Source organism: Streptomyces sp. NBC_00887, from assembly GCF_045207585.1.
On sequence record NZ_CP108788.1, the window covers coordinates 2,889,799 to 2,905,056 of the forward strand.

At 68.9% G+C, this 15,258-nt stretch carries 15 protein-coding genes and 1 riboswitch; of the genes, 7 read left to right on the forward strand and 8 right to left on the reverse strand.

Translation table 11 applies throughout. From position 1 onward, the window contains the following. Positions 1 to 1,546: 1,546 nt before the first annotated feature. A complete protein-coding gene (locus OG844_RS13185) occupies positions 1,547 to 2,512 on the reverse strand; it encodes a pirin family protein (protein WP_406390091.1) in 966 nt (321 codons plus the stop codon). Between the two features lie 123 nt (positions 2,513 to 2,635). Between OG844_RS13185 and OG844_RS13190 the strand changes: the two genes are divergently transcribed. Genes OG844_RS13190 through OG844_RS13200 form a run of 3 tightly spaced genes read left to right on the forward strand, consistent with a single transcriptional unit; the run spans position 2,636 to position 3,939 of the window. Further along, positions 2,636 to 2,992, forward strand: a complete 357-nt coding sequence (locus tag OG844_RS13190; RefSeq protein ID WP_406390093.1) for a tetratricopeptide repeat protein — start codon at positions 2,636 to 2,638, stop codon at positions 2,990 to 2,992. A gap of 6 nt (positions 2,993 to 2,998) precedes the next feature. After that, positions 2,999 to 3,409, forward strand: coding sequence for a hypothetical protein (locus tag OG844_RS13195; RefSeq protein WP_406390095.1), 411 nt, complete (start codon positions 2,999 to 3,001; stop codon positions 3,407 to 3,409). 14 nt (positions 3,410 to 3,423) lie between these two features. Beyond that, positions 3,424 to 3,939, forward strand: a complete 516-nt coding sequence (locus OG844_RS13200) for a GNAT family N-acetyltransferase (RefSeq protein WP_406390097.1) — start codon at positions 3,424 to 3,426, stop codon at positions 3,937 to 3,939. 105 nt (positions 3,940 to 4,044) lie between these two features. On the opposite strand, the gene OG844_RS13205 is transcribed toward OG844_RS13200, so the two are convergent. Next, positions 4,045 to 4,821, reverse strand: coding sequence for a CbtA family protein (locus tag OG844_RS13205; RefSeq protein ID WP_406390099.1), 777 nt, complete (start codon positions 4,819 to 4,821; stop codon positions 4,045 to 4,047). 26 nt (positions 4,822 to 4,847) lie between these two features. Further along, complete coding sequence (locus OG844_RS13210) at positions 4,848 to 5,063, reverse strand: CbtB-domain containing protein (protein WP_351172319.1); 216 nt, start codon at positions 5,061 to 5,063, stop codon at positions 4,848 to 4,850. 44 nt (positions 5,064 to 5,107) lie between these two features. Further along, a riboswitch (adenosylcobalamin (AdoCbl) riboswitch) is annotated at positions 5,108 to 5,205 on the reverse strand. A gap of 135 nt (positions 5,206 to 5,340) precedes the next feature. Here OG844_RS13210 and OG844_RS13215 point away from each other — a divergent pair. After that, positions 5,341 to 5,943, forward strand: coding sequence for a histidine phosphatase family protein (locus OG844_RS13215; RefSeq protein ID WP_406390101.1), 603 nt, complete (start codon positions 5,341 to 5,343; stop codon positions 5,941 to 5,943). On the opposite strand, the gene OG844_RS13220 is transcribed toward OG844_RS13215, so the two are convergent. Both OG844_RS13220 and OG844_RS13225 read right to left on the reverse strand, forming a co-directional pair. Next, the gene (locus tag OG844_RS13220) at positions 5,858 to 6,577 is read right to left on the reverse strand and encodes a 4'-phosphopantetheinyl transferase (protein WP_406390103.1); all 720 of its coding nucleotides are present in this window, start codon (positions 6,575 to 6,577) and stop codon (positions 5,858 to 5,860) included. The genes OG844_RS13215 and OG844_RS13220 overlap by 86 nt on opposite strands. Continuing rightward, the gene (locus OG844_RS13225) at positions 6,574 to 7,479 is read right to left on the reverse strand and encodes a metallophosphoesterase family protein (RefSeq protein WP_406390105.1); all 906 of its coding nucleotides are present in this window, start codon (positions 7,477 to 7,479) and stop codon (positions 6,574 to 6,576) included. Before OG844_RS13225 ends, OG844_RS13220 begins: the two co-directional genes overlap by 4 nt. Before the next feature lie 445 nt (positions 7,480 to 7,924). On the opposite strand from OG844_RS13225, the gene OG844_RS13230 reads away from it, so the two are divergent. From OG844_RS13230 to OG844_RS13240, 3 genes are all read left to right on the forward strand, one after another. Further along, positions 7,925 to 8,368: a subtilase-type protease inhibitor gene (locus tag OG844_RS13230; RefSeq protein ID WP_406390107.1), complete on the forward strand. Its 444-nt coding sequence runs from the start codon at positions 7,925 to 7,927 to the stop codon at positions 8,366 to 8,368. Positions 8,369 to 8,741: 373 nt separating this feature from the next. Then, on the forward strand, positions 8,742 to 8,969 hold the full coding sequence (locus OG844_RS13235) for a DUF5133 domain-containing protein (protein WP_406390109.1): 228 nt from the start codon (positions 8,742 to 8,744) through the stop codon (positions 8,967 to 8,969). Between the two features lie 727 nt (positions 8,970 to 9,696). Then, entirely contained in the window at positions 9,697 to 10,671 is a 975-nt protein-coding gene (locus OG844_RS13240) for a glycosyl hydrolase (RefSeq protein WP_406390111.1), read from the forward strand. 101 nt (positions 10,672 to 10,772) lie between these two features. On the opposite strand, the gene OG844_RS13245 is transcribed toward OG844_RS13240, so the two are convergent. The 3 genes from OG844_RS13245 to OG844_RS13255 form a co-directional block, all read right to left on the reverse strand. Continuing rightward, positions 10,773 to 11,450 carry an alpha/beta fold hydrolase gene (locus OG844_RS13245; protein WP_406390113.1) on the reverse strand — a complete coding sequence of 226 codons (678 nt, stop codon included), beginning with the start codon at positions 11,448 to 11,450 and terminating at the stop codon, positions 10,773 to 10,775. A 243-nt stretch (positions 11,451 to 11,693) separates the two neighbouring features. After that, entirely contained in the window at positions 11,694 to 12,752 is a 1,059-nt protein-coding gene (locus tag OG844_RS13250; RefSeq protein ID WP_406390115.1) for a LacI family DNA-binding transcriptional regulator, read from the reverse strand. Further along, positions 12,745 to 15,219, reverse strand: coding sequence for a glycoside hydrolase family 2 protein (locus tag OG844_RS13255; RefSeq protein WP_406390117.1), 2,475 nt, complete (start codon positions 15,217 to 15,219; stop codon positions 12,745 to 12,747). The genes OG844_RS13250 and OG844_RS13255 overlap by 8 nt, the downstream gene beginning before the upstream one ends. Positions 15,220 to 15,258: the final 39 nt, after the last annotated feature.

The window sequence follows — 15,258 nt, forward strand, 5'->3', positions numbered from 1 at the left end:
CCTGCGCTGCGAGGTCGGCGACGACTCCCCGGCAGCTGTCTCCGCGGGCAGCGACTCGCTCGGCCCTGATACGGACCCGCCATCGAAGCCTGGGATGAGCAGTGGGACGCCCTCATGATCGCGCCCGAGCGCGCCGCCGGCGCTTTCGTGATCTCACCGAAGCTGCCCCCTGCGCGAGTGGCTGAGCATCAGTGGCAGCCGCCGAGGGACAGTCTGGTCCGACCGCCAGGTAGACGACTCCGACCTCGTACCGCTCCTCGACGATGGCAAGAAGCCGGTGGCCTTCGCCCGCTGTACACAGGCTGGCTGGAGTGGGCCGAGCGCGCGGTACTGGCGACATCGTCGAGCGTGCGCCTGCCGTGAGGGACGCATCAGCCGCAGCACTCACGTCGTCACCGCCTACCTCCCGCACAGGGTCGAGAGCGACGAACCGTAGCGAGCCAAGACCGCGTCGAACACCCGCAACGCACCCCACCGTCATACGCAGAACCCCCGCCGGAGCAAGCCGACGGGGGTTCCTCATCCATCACGCACTATCACACGCGTGTCACCAACCCTATAGGCGCTCTCACATCGCAGGGACCTGACCTGGACTTACGCGTTCGTTCTGGACCAGCTGGATCCTCATGGACGGCTTCTACGACATGTGCCATGTGGGGCCGGCCCGTGCCGGACTGAGCCTCTTGGCCGCGTTGGTCAGCCACCGACGCGCGACGCGATGCGGCCTGCGGTGGGGCAGCCGCTATCCCGGGCAGTCACTCAACGTGCTGACCCGAGAGCCGCAGGCGAACCAACTCACTCGCCTCAACACAGCTACGCCAGACGCACCTCTGGAGAGGATTTGGGGAGTATCGACGGCCCTGGGGAGCTCGTGGGGAGAATCGGCTGCGTAACACGGTACGAAGCTGACGGCACTGAAAGACGCATCCCTGCAGGTCAGCAGCCCGTAGAACCTCAACGCCGAAGGTCAGCGCCACCAGGTAGACAACTTCATGACGTGATCCACTGGTTCAACGAGGTCGGCCTGGACGAATCCATGCAGACCAATCACAGGATCCGGAACACTCACGGTCCAGAGTCAACGAACTGGCTGGCGCGACAGCCATTCCTTCTGGTCAGTCCAGTAGGAGCCTGAGCCACGGCAGACTACGAATCCCGGCTACCAGACAGGTCACCATTGTGGGATCACCACAACACTCTGTTCCCTCTGGGTGAAATCCCGGCCCCTGGTGGGCCATGTGCAATTACCCCTCGTTCGCTCAACTGCCACGAGTCAGGAAAAGCTCCAACCCCAGGCGCCCAGTCCGCTCATCACAGACAGCAGACCAGCCAGACCATGACGCGAAATCGCCTGACACCCCGTCAGTAAAGTCAGCATTGGGTCAGCATCAGGTCTACTAGAGCTGCTCGCACACGACCACACTTTGGAATCCCGGGCACGTGCGGCGGAAGCTTCCAGAGAAGCGCTGGACCGATTCCGCTTCTGAGTATGGGGCCGAGCTGCCGCGACCAGGAGCGTGCCGGGACCCGGCCACATCAGTGCAGCTCAGCGCACCCTTCCCCGCGGTTTCAGCGCCACAGGCGGCAGTTCAGGAGCAGGGAGCCGACCTCCGTCGTAGCCATGCACTTCCCCGAACCGGGCACCGTCCGCCCAGTCCGCACGCGCCTGTGCGATATCCTCATGGGACCGCCCGATGAAGTTCCACCACATGACGATCTCCTCCTCGAAGGGCTCACCGCCGAGGAGCATGAGCCCGGCGTCGGAGACCGCACGCAGGGGCAGTTCGGTCCGGCCGCAGCCGAGGTAGAGCATCGAGCCGGGCAGTACCGGGACGCCGTCGACCTCCGCCTCGCCGGACATGGACAGCACCGCGTACTCGAAGTCGGGATCGAGCGGCAGCCGGGCTTCGGCGCCGCCCGTCAGGGCCAGGTCCGCACCCACGATCGGTGTGTACACCGTGCCGGGCGACGTGGCGCCGTCGAGTTCGCCGAGGATGACGGTTGCGGTGACCCCCGGCGCGGTGACCTCGGGGAGGTCTGCGTGGTGCTGGAAGTGCGGTTCGACGTTCCTGTGGGCGTCAGGCAGAGCCACCCACAGCTGCGCTCCGTGCAGAAGCCTGGCATGCGGCTCAGGGCTCTCCTCGGAGTGACTGATCGCCCGCCCCGAGGTCATCAGACCCAGCTCGCGGGGGCGCACCGTCCGGAGGCTGCCCAGGCTGTCGCGGTGCAGGACCTCCCCGTCGTGCAGCCAGCTGACAGTCTGCAGGCCCATGTGGGGGTGCGGCGGTACCTGCATCCCGGGCTCGTCGGCGATGTCGTCGGGGCCGTAGTGATCCACGAAGGCCCAGGCGCCGACCATGCGGCGGCCCAGGTTGGGCAGGAGTCGGCGGACCTCGGTGGACTCGCCGAGCTGAACATGCCGCGGCGTCAGGAGTTCACGCACCGGCTCGGCGACGACGAAGCCCCGTCCTCCGCAGACGGAGAGTGCGGCCTGGCGATCGAGATTGCTCATGGCGCTCAACCTATTCCCGTGCGGACGCGGAGTGTCGGTCCCCACGCCGAAAATTTAGTGGAATATTAAACTACACCCCTGTGTTGACGCGTCCGCAGGACCCGATTCGCTCCAGGAGGAGAAGTGAACGACACCTACTACGAGTTCGGCACCGCGGCCGAACGCTGGGACCGTGCGCAGATGTTCTTCGACGCCAAGGAGTACCTGACGGCGGCGCGGATCCTCGGCGGGCTGGTGGACGAGGCGCCGGAGCTGGTCGCACCGCGGCTGCTGCTGGCGCGCGCCTACTACCACTCCGCGCGGCTCGCGAAGGCCGAAGCCGAGTTGCTCGCCGTCCTGGAACGCGATCCGGTCGAGGAGTACGCGCGGCTCATGCTCGGTCGCACACTTGAACGCCAGGGGCGGGCCTCGGAAGCGGCCCCGCATCTGAGGATGGCCGCGGCGCTGGTCGGGGACGTCCAGCCAAGGGATGTCCCTTAGTCCCTGATGGATCATGTGCCCGCCCGTCGACGTCCGCACCCGCCTCGGCGACGCTGGTCCGTCGTCCGCACCGCAGGCCTGACCGCCCGGGTCGCCGACGGAGCGGACCAGTTCGCCGGACCGGACCGCAGCGCCGCCGTGACGGTTTTCACGGACGACGTCCCGGGACGTACCCCCGAGGACTTCCTCGCCGTACTGCTCGACGGCGCTCCCGACAGGCTTCCCGCGCAGCGGCTCACCGAGCCTCTGCGCGGCGGACTCCGCCACGCCTTCTGGATGGCCTCGGACGACCGCGGCGGGGAGCGGCACGAGTTCTACGGCTTCACGGAGTCGGCTGTCGGCACCGCCGCCGGGCTGTGCCGCACCCATGAAGGGAAAAGTAGCGAAACTCGCGTGCATCTGCCCCTGCCGAGGTGATAGTCCGGGCTGTCATGGACAACCTCATGACGACACGCCTCCTGCTGCACCCGCTGAGCGCGGCCGAAGCCGCATCGGTGGAGGCGGGCGAACCGCCGGCAGGCACCCTCTGGGCACCCGGATACCCCGGGGACGGCGACCGCGGGGTCGCCCGCCGTTTCCTGGAGACCTGCGCGGACGCCGGCAGCCCCCAGCCGTTCGGCGCCTACGAGATCCGCCGCCGTGCGGACGGGCACGTGATAGGCGGCGTGGGCTTTCACGGAAGGCCCGATTCCGACGGCCGGGTGACGATCGGCTACGGACTGATCCCCTCGGTACGCGGTCTGGGCTACGCCTCCGAAGCGCTCCGTGCCCTTCTGGCCTTCGCGCGTTCCCAGGGGGTCGTGTCCGTGAAGGGCGACGCTGACCTCGACAACACCCGGTCGCACCACGTCATGGCAGCGGCCGGTATGCGGCTGGTCGGCGAGGACGACCGGCTCAAGCACTTCCGTATCGACTGGACGGGAACCGGCCGGACACCCGACGCCTGACACGACACCTGAACATGGGGCTCGGCCCTGAGCCCGCACATGACGGAACCCGCCGGGGACTCCCCGGCGGGTTCACTTGTCGTAGGCCCCCTGCGGGCTCGAGGGTCAGCCCACGGCATCGGCCGGGCGAGGTGCCGTACGGTCACCCGCCGACGACGCGGTACGCGCGGCCGGTACGAGAAGCCGCTCGGTCAGGTAACCGAAGACGAGACCGAAGGCGGTCCAGAGCGTCGCCTGGACGGCGAGCGTGGACAACCGGAACTCCCACAGCAGGCTGGCCGGGAAGTCCGTTCCGACCTCGTTGAACGAGGGCAGGAAGGCGTAGGCGAGCCCGATCAGCAGGACGTAGCCGGCGCCTGCGGCAGTCGTCGCGTTCCAGTTGCCCAGGCGGGGTGCGAGACGTTTGCCGAAGATCACGGCGGCTACGGCCAGCAGCACGCTGAGAGCGACCATCAGGAAGAACAGGCCGGTGCGCTGTCCGATGGTGTCGGGGTTCCCGACAGCCGGCGGGTTCGCCGGGTACTTCAGGAACGGCACGACGTACACCGTCAGCAGGGCCGCACCCGCGACGAGCGCGGCCGTGGCCCTGGGGCCGAAGCTGCCGATGCGGCCCAGGGCGTAACAGAAGACGAGTGCGGCGATGCCGCCGATGGCCACGCCGAATACGAGGACACCGGTGGCGAGACCGCCGGTGGCCTGCATCGTGCGGCTGACGAGTTCCTCGCCGCCGCCGTGGTCGTGGGCGTGTGACTCCTCCAGCGCGATGGCGGCGTCCACGCGGGACTCACCGAGGAAGTAGGCCACGGCAAGGGCGAGCGCACCGGCCACGAGGCCGGCCAGCATCCCGCGGACGAGCAGAGCTCTGACCGATACGGAGTTCATGGAACGTTCCCCTGATTCCCGGAATCTCAGTGGCAGGGGAATCCGAGGAGGTGGCGTCCGTCGTGGACCCACTCGTGCACGGACTCACCCGCGAAGACCGCGGTGGCGCCCTGCTCGGCTCCGACGAAGTACAGCAGGACCAGCATCAGGATGCCGAAGAAGACGGCCCAGGGGGCAATGGCCTTCAGGGAGATGGGGGTGATCGCGGGTGCGATCGCAGCTGGGGCAGCAGAATGTGCCATGGCAGAACCTCCTGTGGGAACACGCGTCCCTGTCGTGGTGCCTGAGACGAAGGTGCCGGGTCTGACTTTCCCGCAGAACGAGCGGGTACACAGTGGCGCGACCGTGCCGGATTCTCACCGGACTTCCGTTCACACCTCGTCTTGGTTGCCGCGACCATACCGCCTGTTGCTCGGGCGCCGCCACGGTGCAACCGTCCCGGTCGCGGCCCGCGGCGCGAGCCGTGTTCCCATGGGGCGCCTACGCATCGGGCAGTTGTTGAAGAAGGGGAGGCGGAGCATGACGGTACGGGTGATGTTGATCTCACCGGCCATGAACGCGGCGTCGAGAGAGGCACGCTTCGAGGGTGACGCACCGTTGGACGAGGCAGGTCTGCGCAGGGCCGAGGACGCCGCCGGTGACGTACCGGGAGCCGACCGGTATGCGCGCGGCCCTTCGGAGCGCTGCCTGCAGACCGCTCAGGCGCTCGGACTTGCCCCCAGTGCCGAACCCGCGCTCCGCGACTGGCACATGGGGCGCTGGAGCGGTCAACGACTGTCGGACGTCGGCGCCGCTGAACCCGACGCCGTGTCCGCCTGGCTGGCCGACCCATCGGCCGCCCCGCACGGGGGCGAGTCGCTCCTGGACCTGGCTGCCCGGGTGGGCAGTTGGCTGGAGACCCTGGCCGGGGACCGCGACGTGCGGGTCATGGCCGTGGTCGAACCCGCGGTCGTCCGCGCGGCGGTGGTCCAGGCGCTGGCTCTGCCGGTACAGGCCTTCTGGCGGCTGGACGTTCCCCCGCTCGCGCTCACCGAGCTCAGCGGGCGGTCCGGCCGGTGGAACCTGCGGTGCGGTCGCCCTCCGGAGGAACGCGGGGAGCGTGGGGCAGGGCGATCGCGGTAACCGCGAACCCGTCCTGGACCAGCCACCTTCCCTCGAACGTGCCCGGTATCCCGGGCGCCGTCCGCAACAGCTGCGCCGTGAAGGTGCCCCGGTGCCAAGCCCCTTCGCTCCGGCGGAATTCGATCTCCGCCTCGTCGAAGTCGAGCTCGATGCCTGTGAGCGGGTACCACGTCTTGAAAACACTCTCCTTGGCGCTGAAGACCAGCCGATCCCAGTGGGGGGCCGCGCCGCCCGCGACCGGGCCGATCCGCCGCCTCTCCGAGGGGAGCGAGATGACCTCCCACACGTCGGTCGGCAGAGCTTCGTCCGGTTCCGCGTCGATGCCCAGCGCGCGCACGTCGGACGCCCGGGCCAGCGCTGCGGCTCGGTAGCCCTCGCAGTGCGTCATGCTGCCCACGATCCCCTCGGGCCACAGGGGCGCCCCACGGTGGCCACGCAGCACCGGCGTGGGAGGCAGCCCGAGGGCCGCCATGGCCCGTCTCGCGCAGGCGCGCACGGCCGCGAACTCGTGCCGGCGCCGGTCCACGCTGCGAGCCACCAGTTCCGCTTCCTCGGGGTAGAGCGTCCCCACCGGAGCGTCCACCTCGAAGGTGTCCGCGCAGGCGATGTACTCGGGGAACAGCCGCTCGATCACGCCTCCTCCCCCGGCTCGCCCGGGGGCTGTTCGCCCGCGTAGGGAAGGATCTGACGCAGGAGGCCCTGGGGGTGGCCGCGTTTGCGCCACTCCCTGGGGTAACCGATCGAGACCTCCTCGAAACGCACCCCGTCGTACCAGGTCGTACGGGGGATGTGGAGATGCCCGTAGACGACGGCGGCGACGTTGAAGCGGCGGTGCCAGTCGGCCGTCAGTTCCGTGCCGCACCACTGGGCGAACTCCGGGTACCACATGATGGATGTGGGTTCGCGCACCAGCGGCCAGTGACCGGCGATCACCAGGGGGACCTCCGGGTCGTGCGCGGCCAGCCGCTCCTCGGTCTGCGCCACCCGCGCCCGGCACCAGTCGTCCCGGGCGGGATAGGGGTCGGGGTGGAGCAGATACTCGTCGGTGCAGACGACTCCGGCCTCATGCGCCTTGGCCAGGGATTCTTCCTTGGTCGTCGTTCCGGGGGCCCTGAACGTGTAGTCGTACAGCAGGAACACGGGGGCGACGGCCACCGGCCCGTCCGCTCCCTGCCACCGGGGGTACGGATCCTCCGGCGTCGTCACGCCGAGCTCGCGGCACACCTGGACGAGGTACTCGTATCGCGCCTGTCCGCGTAGTCGTACGGGATCCTTGTCCAGGGTCCACAGTTCGTGGTTGCCGGGGGTCCACACCACGTGGGCGAAGCGGCCCGCCAGCATTTCCAGAGCCTGTGCGACCTCCTCGGCCTGTTCCGCCACGTCGCCGGCGACGATGAGCCAGTCATCGTCGTGCGACGGGTGCAGTTTGTCGGCGATCGGACGGTTGTCGGTGATCCCGATATGGAGATCGCTGACGGCGAGAAGCCGGCCCCGCTCCGGCGGCGATTGACGTACGAGGTCGCTCAGTTGACTCATTGTTCGAATTTACCGTCCTGCTCGCTCCGCCGGGCCTCTTGCCCGCGGCGCGTCTCAGGCATGGCACAGCTCCTGCGGCCGACGTGGAACGCCCCTGCGAGACCGTCGACCTCCTCCGGGCAGCACGCCTCGAAAGCCGGTGCCTCAGGTCACTGCCGGAGGCGTCTCATGCACTGCTTTCCGGCCGAAGCCTGCGGTTTCATGCGGGAACCGGGTCGACATCATCGCAGGTCAAACGATAGTTCGCGGTTGCACCACTGCAATCTGTCCACATGGCGGACACCTGACGCGAGGCGTGCGCACCGCTTCCGAGCTGGCCGAACGGCCATTCGGTAGGTCCGCTTCCTGGGGGTTGGGCCGGAAAGAACTGATCGATGTGCACTCACTCCCTGCAGGCGCAAGACTCCCCACCGCAATCGCCACTCCCCGCGAAGGAGCTTCACGCATGCGTTACAACCTCGGCAGATTCTGCGTAATCACCACGGTCTCCACACTCGTCCTGTCGGGTACGGCAGCCATGGGCGTCGCGCAGGACCGGCCCACTCGGTCGACCGGCCTCTACGCCCCGTCTGCCCTCGTCCTGTCGGTCGGCAGGGGCAGCGCCGACTCGGTCACCGTCCAGCGGGCCGTCACCCTGAGCTGCGCGCCCCGCCCACAGGGCACTCACCCCGCGCCCGCGGCGGCCTGTTCCGAACTGCGCGCGGTCAACGGTGAGTTCGCCCGGCTGACCACGCCTCAGTCGCCTGGGAACTGCACGCGCCAGTGGGACCCCGTCGTCCTCGACGTGACCGGTGTGTGGCAGGGCCGCAGCGTCTCCTGGTCGGCCGGCTTCGGCAATGCGTGTGAGATGCAGGCAAGCCTCGGCGAAGGACCGGTCTTCGCCTTCTGACCGAGCCGTCCGCCCTACGCGGTCGAAGCGCCCCCGGTCGGCGGGGACGCCGACGACCGGGCGACGGGACGGGCCGACTTCCGCAATCCGTCGTCGCGACACCGTCGCCGCCGTCCCGACCCGCCGCCGGGGCAGCCTCGTTGCCCCGGCGGCGGTGGCCTCCCCCGACGAGGAGGCCGTCAGCTGACTGTTGACGCAGCGGCGTCCACCCGCCGCCGGTGCAACCGGCTCCGACGCGACTCCACCCACAGAGCGCGGTGCTCGGCCCGACGGACATCGCCCGCCGCACGTCGGGATGCGGGTGGTATGGAGATGGGCAACTGGGGTACACGGGTCGCCGAATGACTCGTGAGCAAGCGAATTGGAGACTCCGGTGCTGATGGCCCATCCCGCGGTCCTGCGGAACCTTGTCGATCAGTACGACACCCTGCGCATTCTGCAAGCTGAGAACGGCGAAGCAGAGGTGCAACGACGGATGGACGACATCGCCTACACGCTCTGCGTGGCCACGGGCACCCGGGACATCGACGCCGCGCTCATCGCCGCACGTCACCAGTTGCCCGGCGCACGCCCTCAGGACGACTCCGTCCTCACGACCTGAGGAAACCGAGCGCACGAGCCGCTCCTGCAGGATGCCGGGCGGCAGCGTTGCACGTCGCCCGACAAAGCCTGAGCCCTATGGCCCTGAACGAAAACCTCTTTCCTGTGACCAACGGCGATGTGCCGGCCGGGGGCGGTTTCCGGGATCTGCCGACGGTGCGGCAGCACTCCTCCAACAGGCAGCACCTCACACTGCAGGCCGGCATGAGCAGGACCGGGTGCCGGGCCGGTCGGCGCCCGGTCGGTCGGCGCCCGGTCGGTCGGCACCCGGTCGGCGTCAACCTCGTGCACGGACACCCGCGACAGCCGTCAATGCCGCTCGTACGCGGCGGGCTCGTGAGCGCCTCATCCAGAAGTCCCCAGCCGCGTTCCACCATGTGACGACGGCGACCGTCGAGGGCTGCCTGCACAGATGGGTACCCAAGGGCCGGCGACCAACGATCCCGCGCATCCGGACACTCCTCGAACGCGAACCGGTGGCCCCGGGGCCGGGGGTGCGCAAAGCAATTCAAGCGGCGGGCATGAAGCGCACATTGAGGACAAGTGACGAAAGCCGTGCAGCGTTTAGGAAACGTTAAGTAAATAATGTTGTCGGCAAGTAACGGAAGGCTCCGGGAACCATTGACGGGCGCCGAGAAAGCGGCCACCTTCATGGCATCAAGCATTTCCGATCCTCAGCGAAAGCCGGGATGCCCATGAGAAGAACTCAACGCTTCATCACCTCCGCGATGACTTCCGCGGCCGTCTTCACGGCAGTATTCGCCTGGCCGGCGACGGAATCTGCGCAAGCGTTTCCCGCGACCCCCAAGCAGACTGTGGTGAACTATCTGCGCTCCATCTCCGGAAACAACATCGTTTCCGGGCAGCACAACAAGGAGCCTGCTTCCGCTCCCGGGCAGTACACGCAACAGGTCAAAGACGTCACCGGACAGTACCCCGGCCTGTGGGGCGGTGACCTGATGTTCAACGCCGCGGACGTGGCCAATCGCCAGCGCGTGGTGGACCAGGCGAAGACCGAGTGGGCAAACGGGTCCCTCGTCTCTCTGACCTGGCATGTCTGTCCGCCGACCGGCGGAAGCACCTGCGCGTTCGAGGGCGGTGTGAAGTCGAACCTGTCGAACGCGCAGTTCTCGCAGATCCTCACCGACGGCAGCGCACTCAACAAGGCGTGGAAGCAGCGTCTCGACGAGGTCGTTCCGTACCTGCAACAGTTGAAGAACGCGGGAGTCCCGGTCCTTTTCCGGCCGTTCCACGAGATGAACGAATCGTGGAACTGGTGGGGGAACCGGCCGGGTTCCAACGGCAGCGCACGCCTCTTCCAGATCACGCGTGACTACCTCGCAGGAAGCAAGGGTCTGGACAATCTGATCTGGGTGTGGAACGTGCAGGACAACCCGGCCGGCGGGTGGAGCAATTACTATCCCGGAAATCAGTACGCCGACGTCGTTTCACTGGACGTCTGGTACAAGAGCCACCCGAGTTCCGCCGATTACCAGCAGATGAGGAACATCGCCGGGACGAAGCCCATGGCGATCGGGGAAATAGGCAAGATGCCGACCGCCGCGATGCTCCAGAGCCAGCCTCAATGGGCGTGGTTCATGATGTGGTCCGAGCACCTGCGCGGAAACAACACCAACGCCGAAACGCAAGCGGCGTACTTCCATCCCCGCGTCCTGAACCAGGGCGAGGTCAGTCTCCCCTGAGCGCAACGGCCGCCGCCGCAGACTGACGGCTCCCGACCGGGACGGTGTCATCGGGCGCGGCGGCTGTCGCTCCCGTCCTGAGCCACATCGGTGCCGGGCGGTCACAGCCATCCGCGCAACCCGTGGAGAAAGCCGACAGGATCGTCACGGTGGACGGTGTGCCCCGCACCGTCCACCGTCCGCGTGTGCCAGCCCCTGCTGCGCAGTGTCGCGGCCTCGGTCGGTGGGATCCGCTCGCTGGGGTCGGCCAGTAGGACCAGTGAGGGTGCGGCCGGTGCGTCGGGCAGGCCAGGCAGGTGCCGGAGGGCGGCGACGGAAGCCGGGTCCCAGGTCGCGAGGGCTTGATGCTCGGCGGTGATGTCGTCGTCGTGCCAGCGCGGGTGCGCGGTACGCAGTTCCCCCCAGGTGGCGTGCTTGGCGGCGCGCAGGGCGCTCAGGTCCCGGGGCCGGCTCAGCCATGCGGGGTCGCAGTGGATCGTGCGGGCGCAGCGCAGCTGGGGTACGGCGAGCAGCAGTGCGGCTGAGCCCAGTGAGTGCCCGATGGCGAGGTCGGGAGCCGGCGGCAGGGTTTCGATCAGGTCGGCGGCCAGGGCGGCGGGGGTGTAGGTGTCGGCACGGAGGCTTGCGCCGTGGCCGCGCAGGTCGACGGCGACAACCCGGTAGCCATGGTCTGCGATGGATGGGGCGACACGGATCCAGGTGCGTGAGTTCGTCATGATGCCGTGCACCAGCACCGCCGTGCGGGCGCCGTTCCCCCAGACCCGGGTGGCGAGCCTCACGAGGCCGCGCCGAAGGGGACCCGAGCACGGTGGAGCACCGCTCCCGCGCCGGTCACCTCACCAGGGCTCCCGGTCCCGAACACGGCGGCGCCCGTCAGGAGGGCGGCCAGGGCTCGTCGGAGGTGTCGGGGCATGGCGGACCTGACTTTCGACTCGAAGGAGGAGTGGGAGGGAAGTCGCAGAAGGTCGGCCCGGTCCGGAGAGTTGCGTATCCGGGCCGGGCCACTGGTCCAGCGGTTGCCGTCAGTCGGTGGTTCCCTGCGGAGGAGCGCTGCTGCCGCGGGGCAGCAGTACGGGGGGCGCCGCCGGACCGGACGACGGGTTGCGGCGCTGAACGACGTCGAACAGCCGACGGGTCACCTCGGCGCCGAAGCCGAACACGTCATGACTCATGGCGGACAGGGTCGGGTGCGTGAGTTGGCACAGTTGCGAGTCGTCCCAGGCGATCAGGCTGATGTCCCTCGGCACGCTCAGGCCCATCTCGGCGGCCACCGACAAACCGGCGACCGCCATGATGTCGTTGTCGTAGACGATCGCCGTGGGTCGTTGTGGGGAGGCGAGCAGCGAACGGGTGGCCCGGGCGCCCTGCTCCCCGGAGTAGTCGGTGGTGACGCTGCGGGCCGGTTCCAGCCCGAGTTCCGTCACGATCGCGTTGAGTGCGGCAGTTCGGATGAGGGTGTGCCCGAGCGCCGCATGGCCGCCCACCCGCGCTATCCGTCTGTGCCCGAGGGTGGCGAGATAGCGCACCGCCTCGTGGACGGCGGCCTCGTCGTCGGTCCACACCGAGGTGAAACCGCCTGTCAGGGACGGATGTCCGACCGCGACGGCCGGCAGCCCGATCGTCGACAGCGCGGTGACCCGGGGGTCGTTCTGCTGGATGTCGACCAGGATGGAACCGGCGATGCGGCGGGCTTGCCACCATGCGCGATGGACGGCGATCTCCTGGTCGGTGTCGCGTACCAGTTGGAGCAGCAGGGAGCACCCGTGCTCCTCCAGGATGGACTCGACCCCTGAGATGAACTCCATGTAGAACGGCTCGAGTCCGAGCTGTCGAGCGGGGCGGGCGATGACCAGGCCGATGGTGTCCGCCGCGCCGGTCACCGATCCGGACAGCTTGATCGCTGTCTGGCTCGGTACCCAGCCCAGCTCGGCGACCGCCGCCATGATGCGTGTCCGAGTGGCTTCTGAGACGCCGGGTCGGTTGTTGAAGGCCAGGGACACGGCTCCTCGGGACACGCCGGCCAGGGCCGCCACGTCGTTGATCGTGACGCGCCCCGACCGGCGTGTACGGGCATCATCCACGGCCGGCTCCGCCGTCGACGCAGAACAGCGCCGCGCGAGCGGCCTCCGCGTCGGGCTGCGACCAGCCGGTGACCCGCCAGGTGGTGCTTTCGCCGGGCAGCAGTGTCACGCGTCCGCGATCGCAGCGGGCGTCCGGGTCCAGCCGGTCGGCCTGGAGCAGCAGGTCCCGTACGAGTCCGGTGGCAGTGACCGTGACCACCACGCCGTTCTCGCCCTCTGCGGCGATGCGGACATCGTAGGAGGCGGCCGGATAGGCGAACTCGCGGTCCGTACAGGCGAAGTGGACCGCACGCAGGCCGTCCGCGTCGGCGACCAGGAATTCTCGGCGCGCGTCGCCGAACTCCGTGACCGAGTCCGGCAGCCTCTCCAGGGCCACGCTGCGCTCCGTGGCTTCGAGGGCGACCTCCGCGCTTGCCAGCACGATGCCGTCCGCGCCCACCCGGCGGACGGTGACGGAGGTGCTCCAGGGCGAGGAGCCCTGATTGCAGCCCGCGATCACCAGGTCGCCCTCGCGGTCCTGGATCGTCAGCAGCCGGTCGGCGTACAGGCGGCGCATCTCGAAGTAGAGGGGCTTGAGCCGGGCGTCGCCGTCGATCGCCGCCCAGGAGGTGACCGGCCAGCAGTCGTTGAGCTGCCACAGCACCGTGCCGGCGCAGCGGGGCCAGTGGGAGCGCCAGTGCTCGACCCCTGCGGCGACGGCACGCGCCTGATTCAGTTGGGTCAGATAGTGCCAGGTGTCGAAGTCGGTGGGTGCCTCGAAGTGCGGGGCAAGCCCTCGATTCAGTTTGCCGTTGCCGTCTTCCGCCTTCTGGTGGTGCAGCATGCCGGGGGAATCGGCGCTCAGCGGCCTTTCGGACAGGGCGCGTTCCAGGGTGGCGAGCGTCGGCGGGGCCTGCCAGCCGAACTCCGCGACGAAGCGGGGCACCGTGGTGAGGTAGTCGCTGTAGTCGCGGCGGTTCCACACCTCCCACGAGTGCGCGGTGCCGTGGTCGGGGTCGTTCGGCGTGTGGTCCCATGACCCCGACCACGGGCTGCCTGCCCTGTACGGACGGGTCGGGTCCGTCTGCGCGACGACGCGGGGCAGCATTCCCAGGTAGTAGCCCTCGCCCCAGGAGTCGCCGGAGAGCGCCTGCTCCCACTCCCAGTCGGCGAAGCCCCACAGGTTCTCGTTGTTGCCGTTCCACAGGATCAGCGACGGGTGGGGCATCAGCCGGGCGACGTTCTCCCGGGCTTCGGCCTCGATCTCCGAACGCAGCGGCTGCTCCTCCGGGTAGGCGGCGCAGGCGAACAGGAAGTCCTGCCAGACCATCAGGCCCAACTCGTCGCAGACGTCGTAGAAGGCCCGGTCCTCGTAGATTCCGCCGCCCCACACGCGTACCAGGTCGACGCCCGCCTCGGCGGCCTGGGTGAGACGGGTGCGGTAGCGGTCGTCCGTGACCCGGGTGGGGAAGACGTCGTCAGGGATCCAGTTCACCCCACGGGCGAAGATCGGAGTGCCGTTGACGACCAGGGTGAAGGCGCTGCCGTGTACGTCTGCGGACGTGTCGAGGTCAATCGTGCGGAAGCCTATGCGTCGCTCCCAGGCGTCGAGGACCCGGCCGCCGTCCTCCTCCGTCAGCGCGACCGTGCACCCGTACAGCGACTGGTCGCCGTAGCCGCGCGGCCACCACAGCGCCGCGTCCGGGACCCGCACGGTGAGCGTCGCGGTGTCTTCCCCGGGGGCGACGGTGACCTCCGAGGAGACGTCGCCGACAGCGGCCACCAGCCGCAGGGGCCGGTTTCGGCCGGTTGCCGTGCGGTCCAGCTCGACGGTGATCTCGACGATGCCGCTCCCGTCGCCTTCGACGGTGACCTGCGGACGGACCTCGGCCAGTCGGGCTGTGGACCACTGCTCGATGCGCGCCTCGCGCCACACGCCGGCCGTCACCAGGGTGGGGCCCCAGTCCCATCCGAACGAGCAGGCCATCTTGCGGATGTAGTTGAACGGCTCGGGGTAGGAGTTGGGCCGCGCACCCAGCGCCGCGCGGACCGCCTCGGCCTCGGTGTAGGCGGAGGTGAAGACGACCTCGAGAGGCGCAGGACCGGCCTCCAGCAGATCGGTGACGTCGAACCGGTAGGAGCGGTGCATGTTCCGGGTACCCCCCAGCAGCCGGCCGGCAGCGTGGACGGCGGCGACCGTGTCCAGCCCGTCGAAGACCAGGTCGGCCCGCTCGAAGGTATTGTCGCGCCGGGGCAGTTCGGTCGCGTAGGTCCAGTCGGCGCGGCCCACCCAGGCGGCCTCCGACTCGTTGCGGTCCAGATACGGGTCGGCCAGCAGGTCCGCCGCCATCAGGTCGGTGTGGACGCAGCCGGGCACCTGCGCCGGCACGGTGGTTCCGGCCAGCGCCGGGGGCGCGCCCTCGGGGGTGCCGCGGTCGGTGTTCAGGCGCAGCGTCCAGCCCTGGGACAGCGGCGTGCGGACCTTCATGCGTACTCCTTGAGATGTAGTGCGGGGCGCGATGGGCGG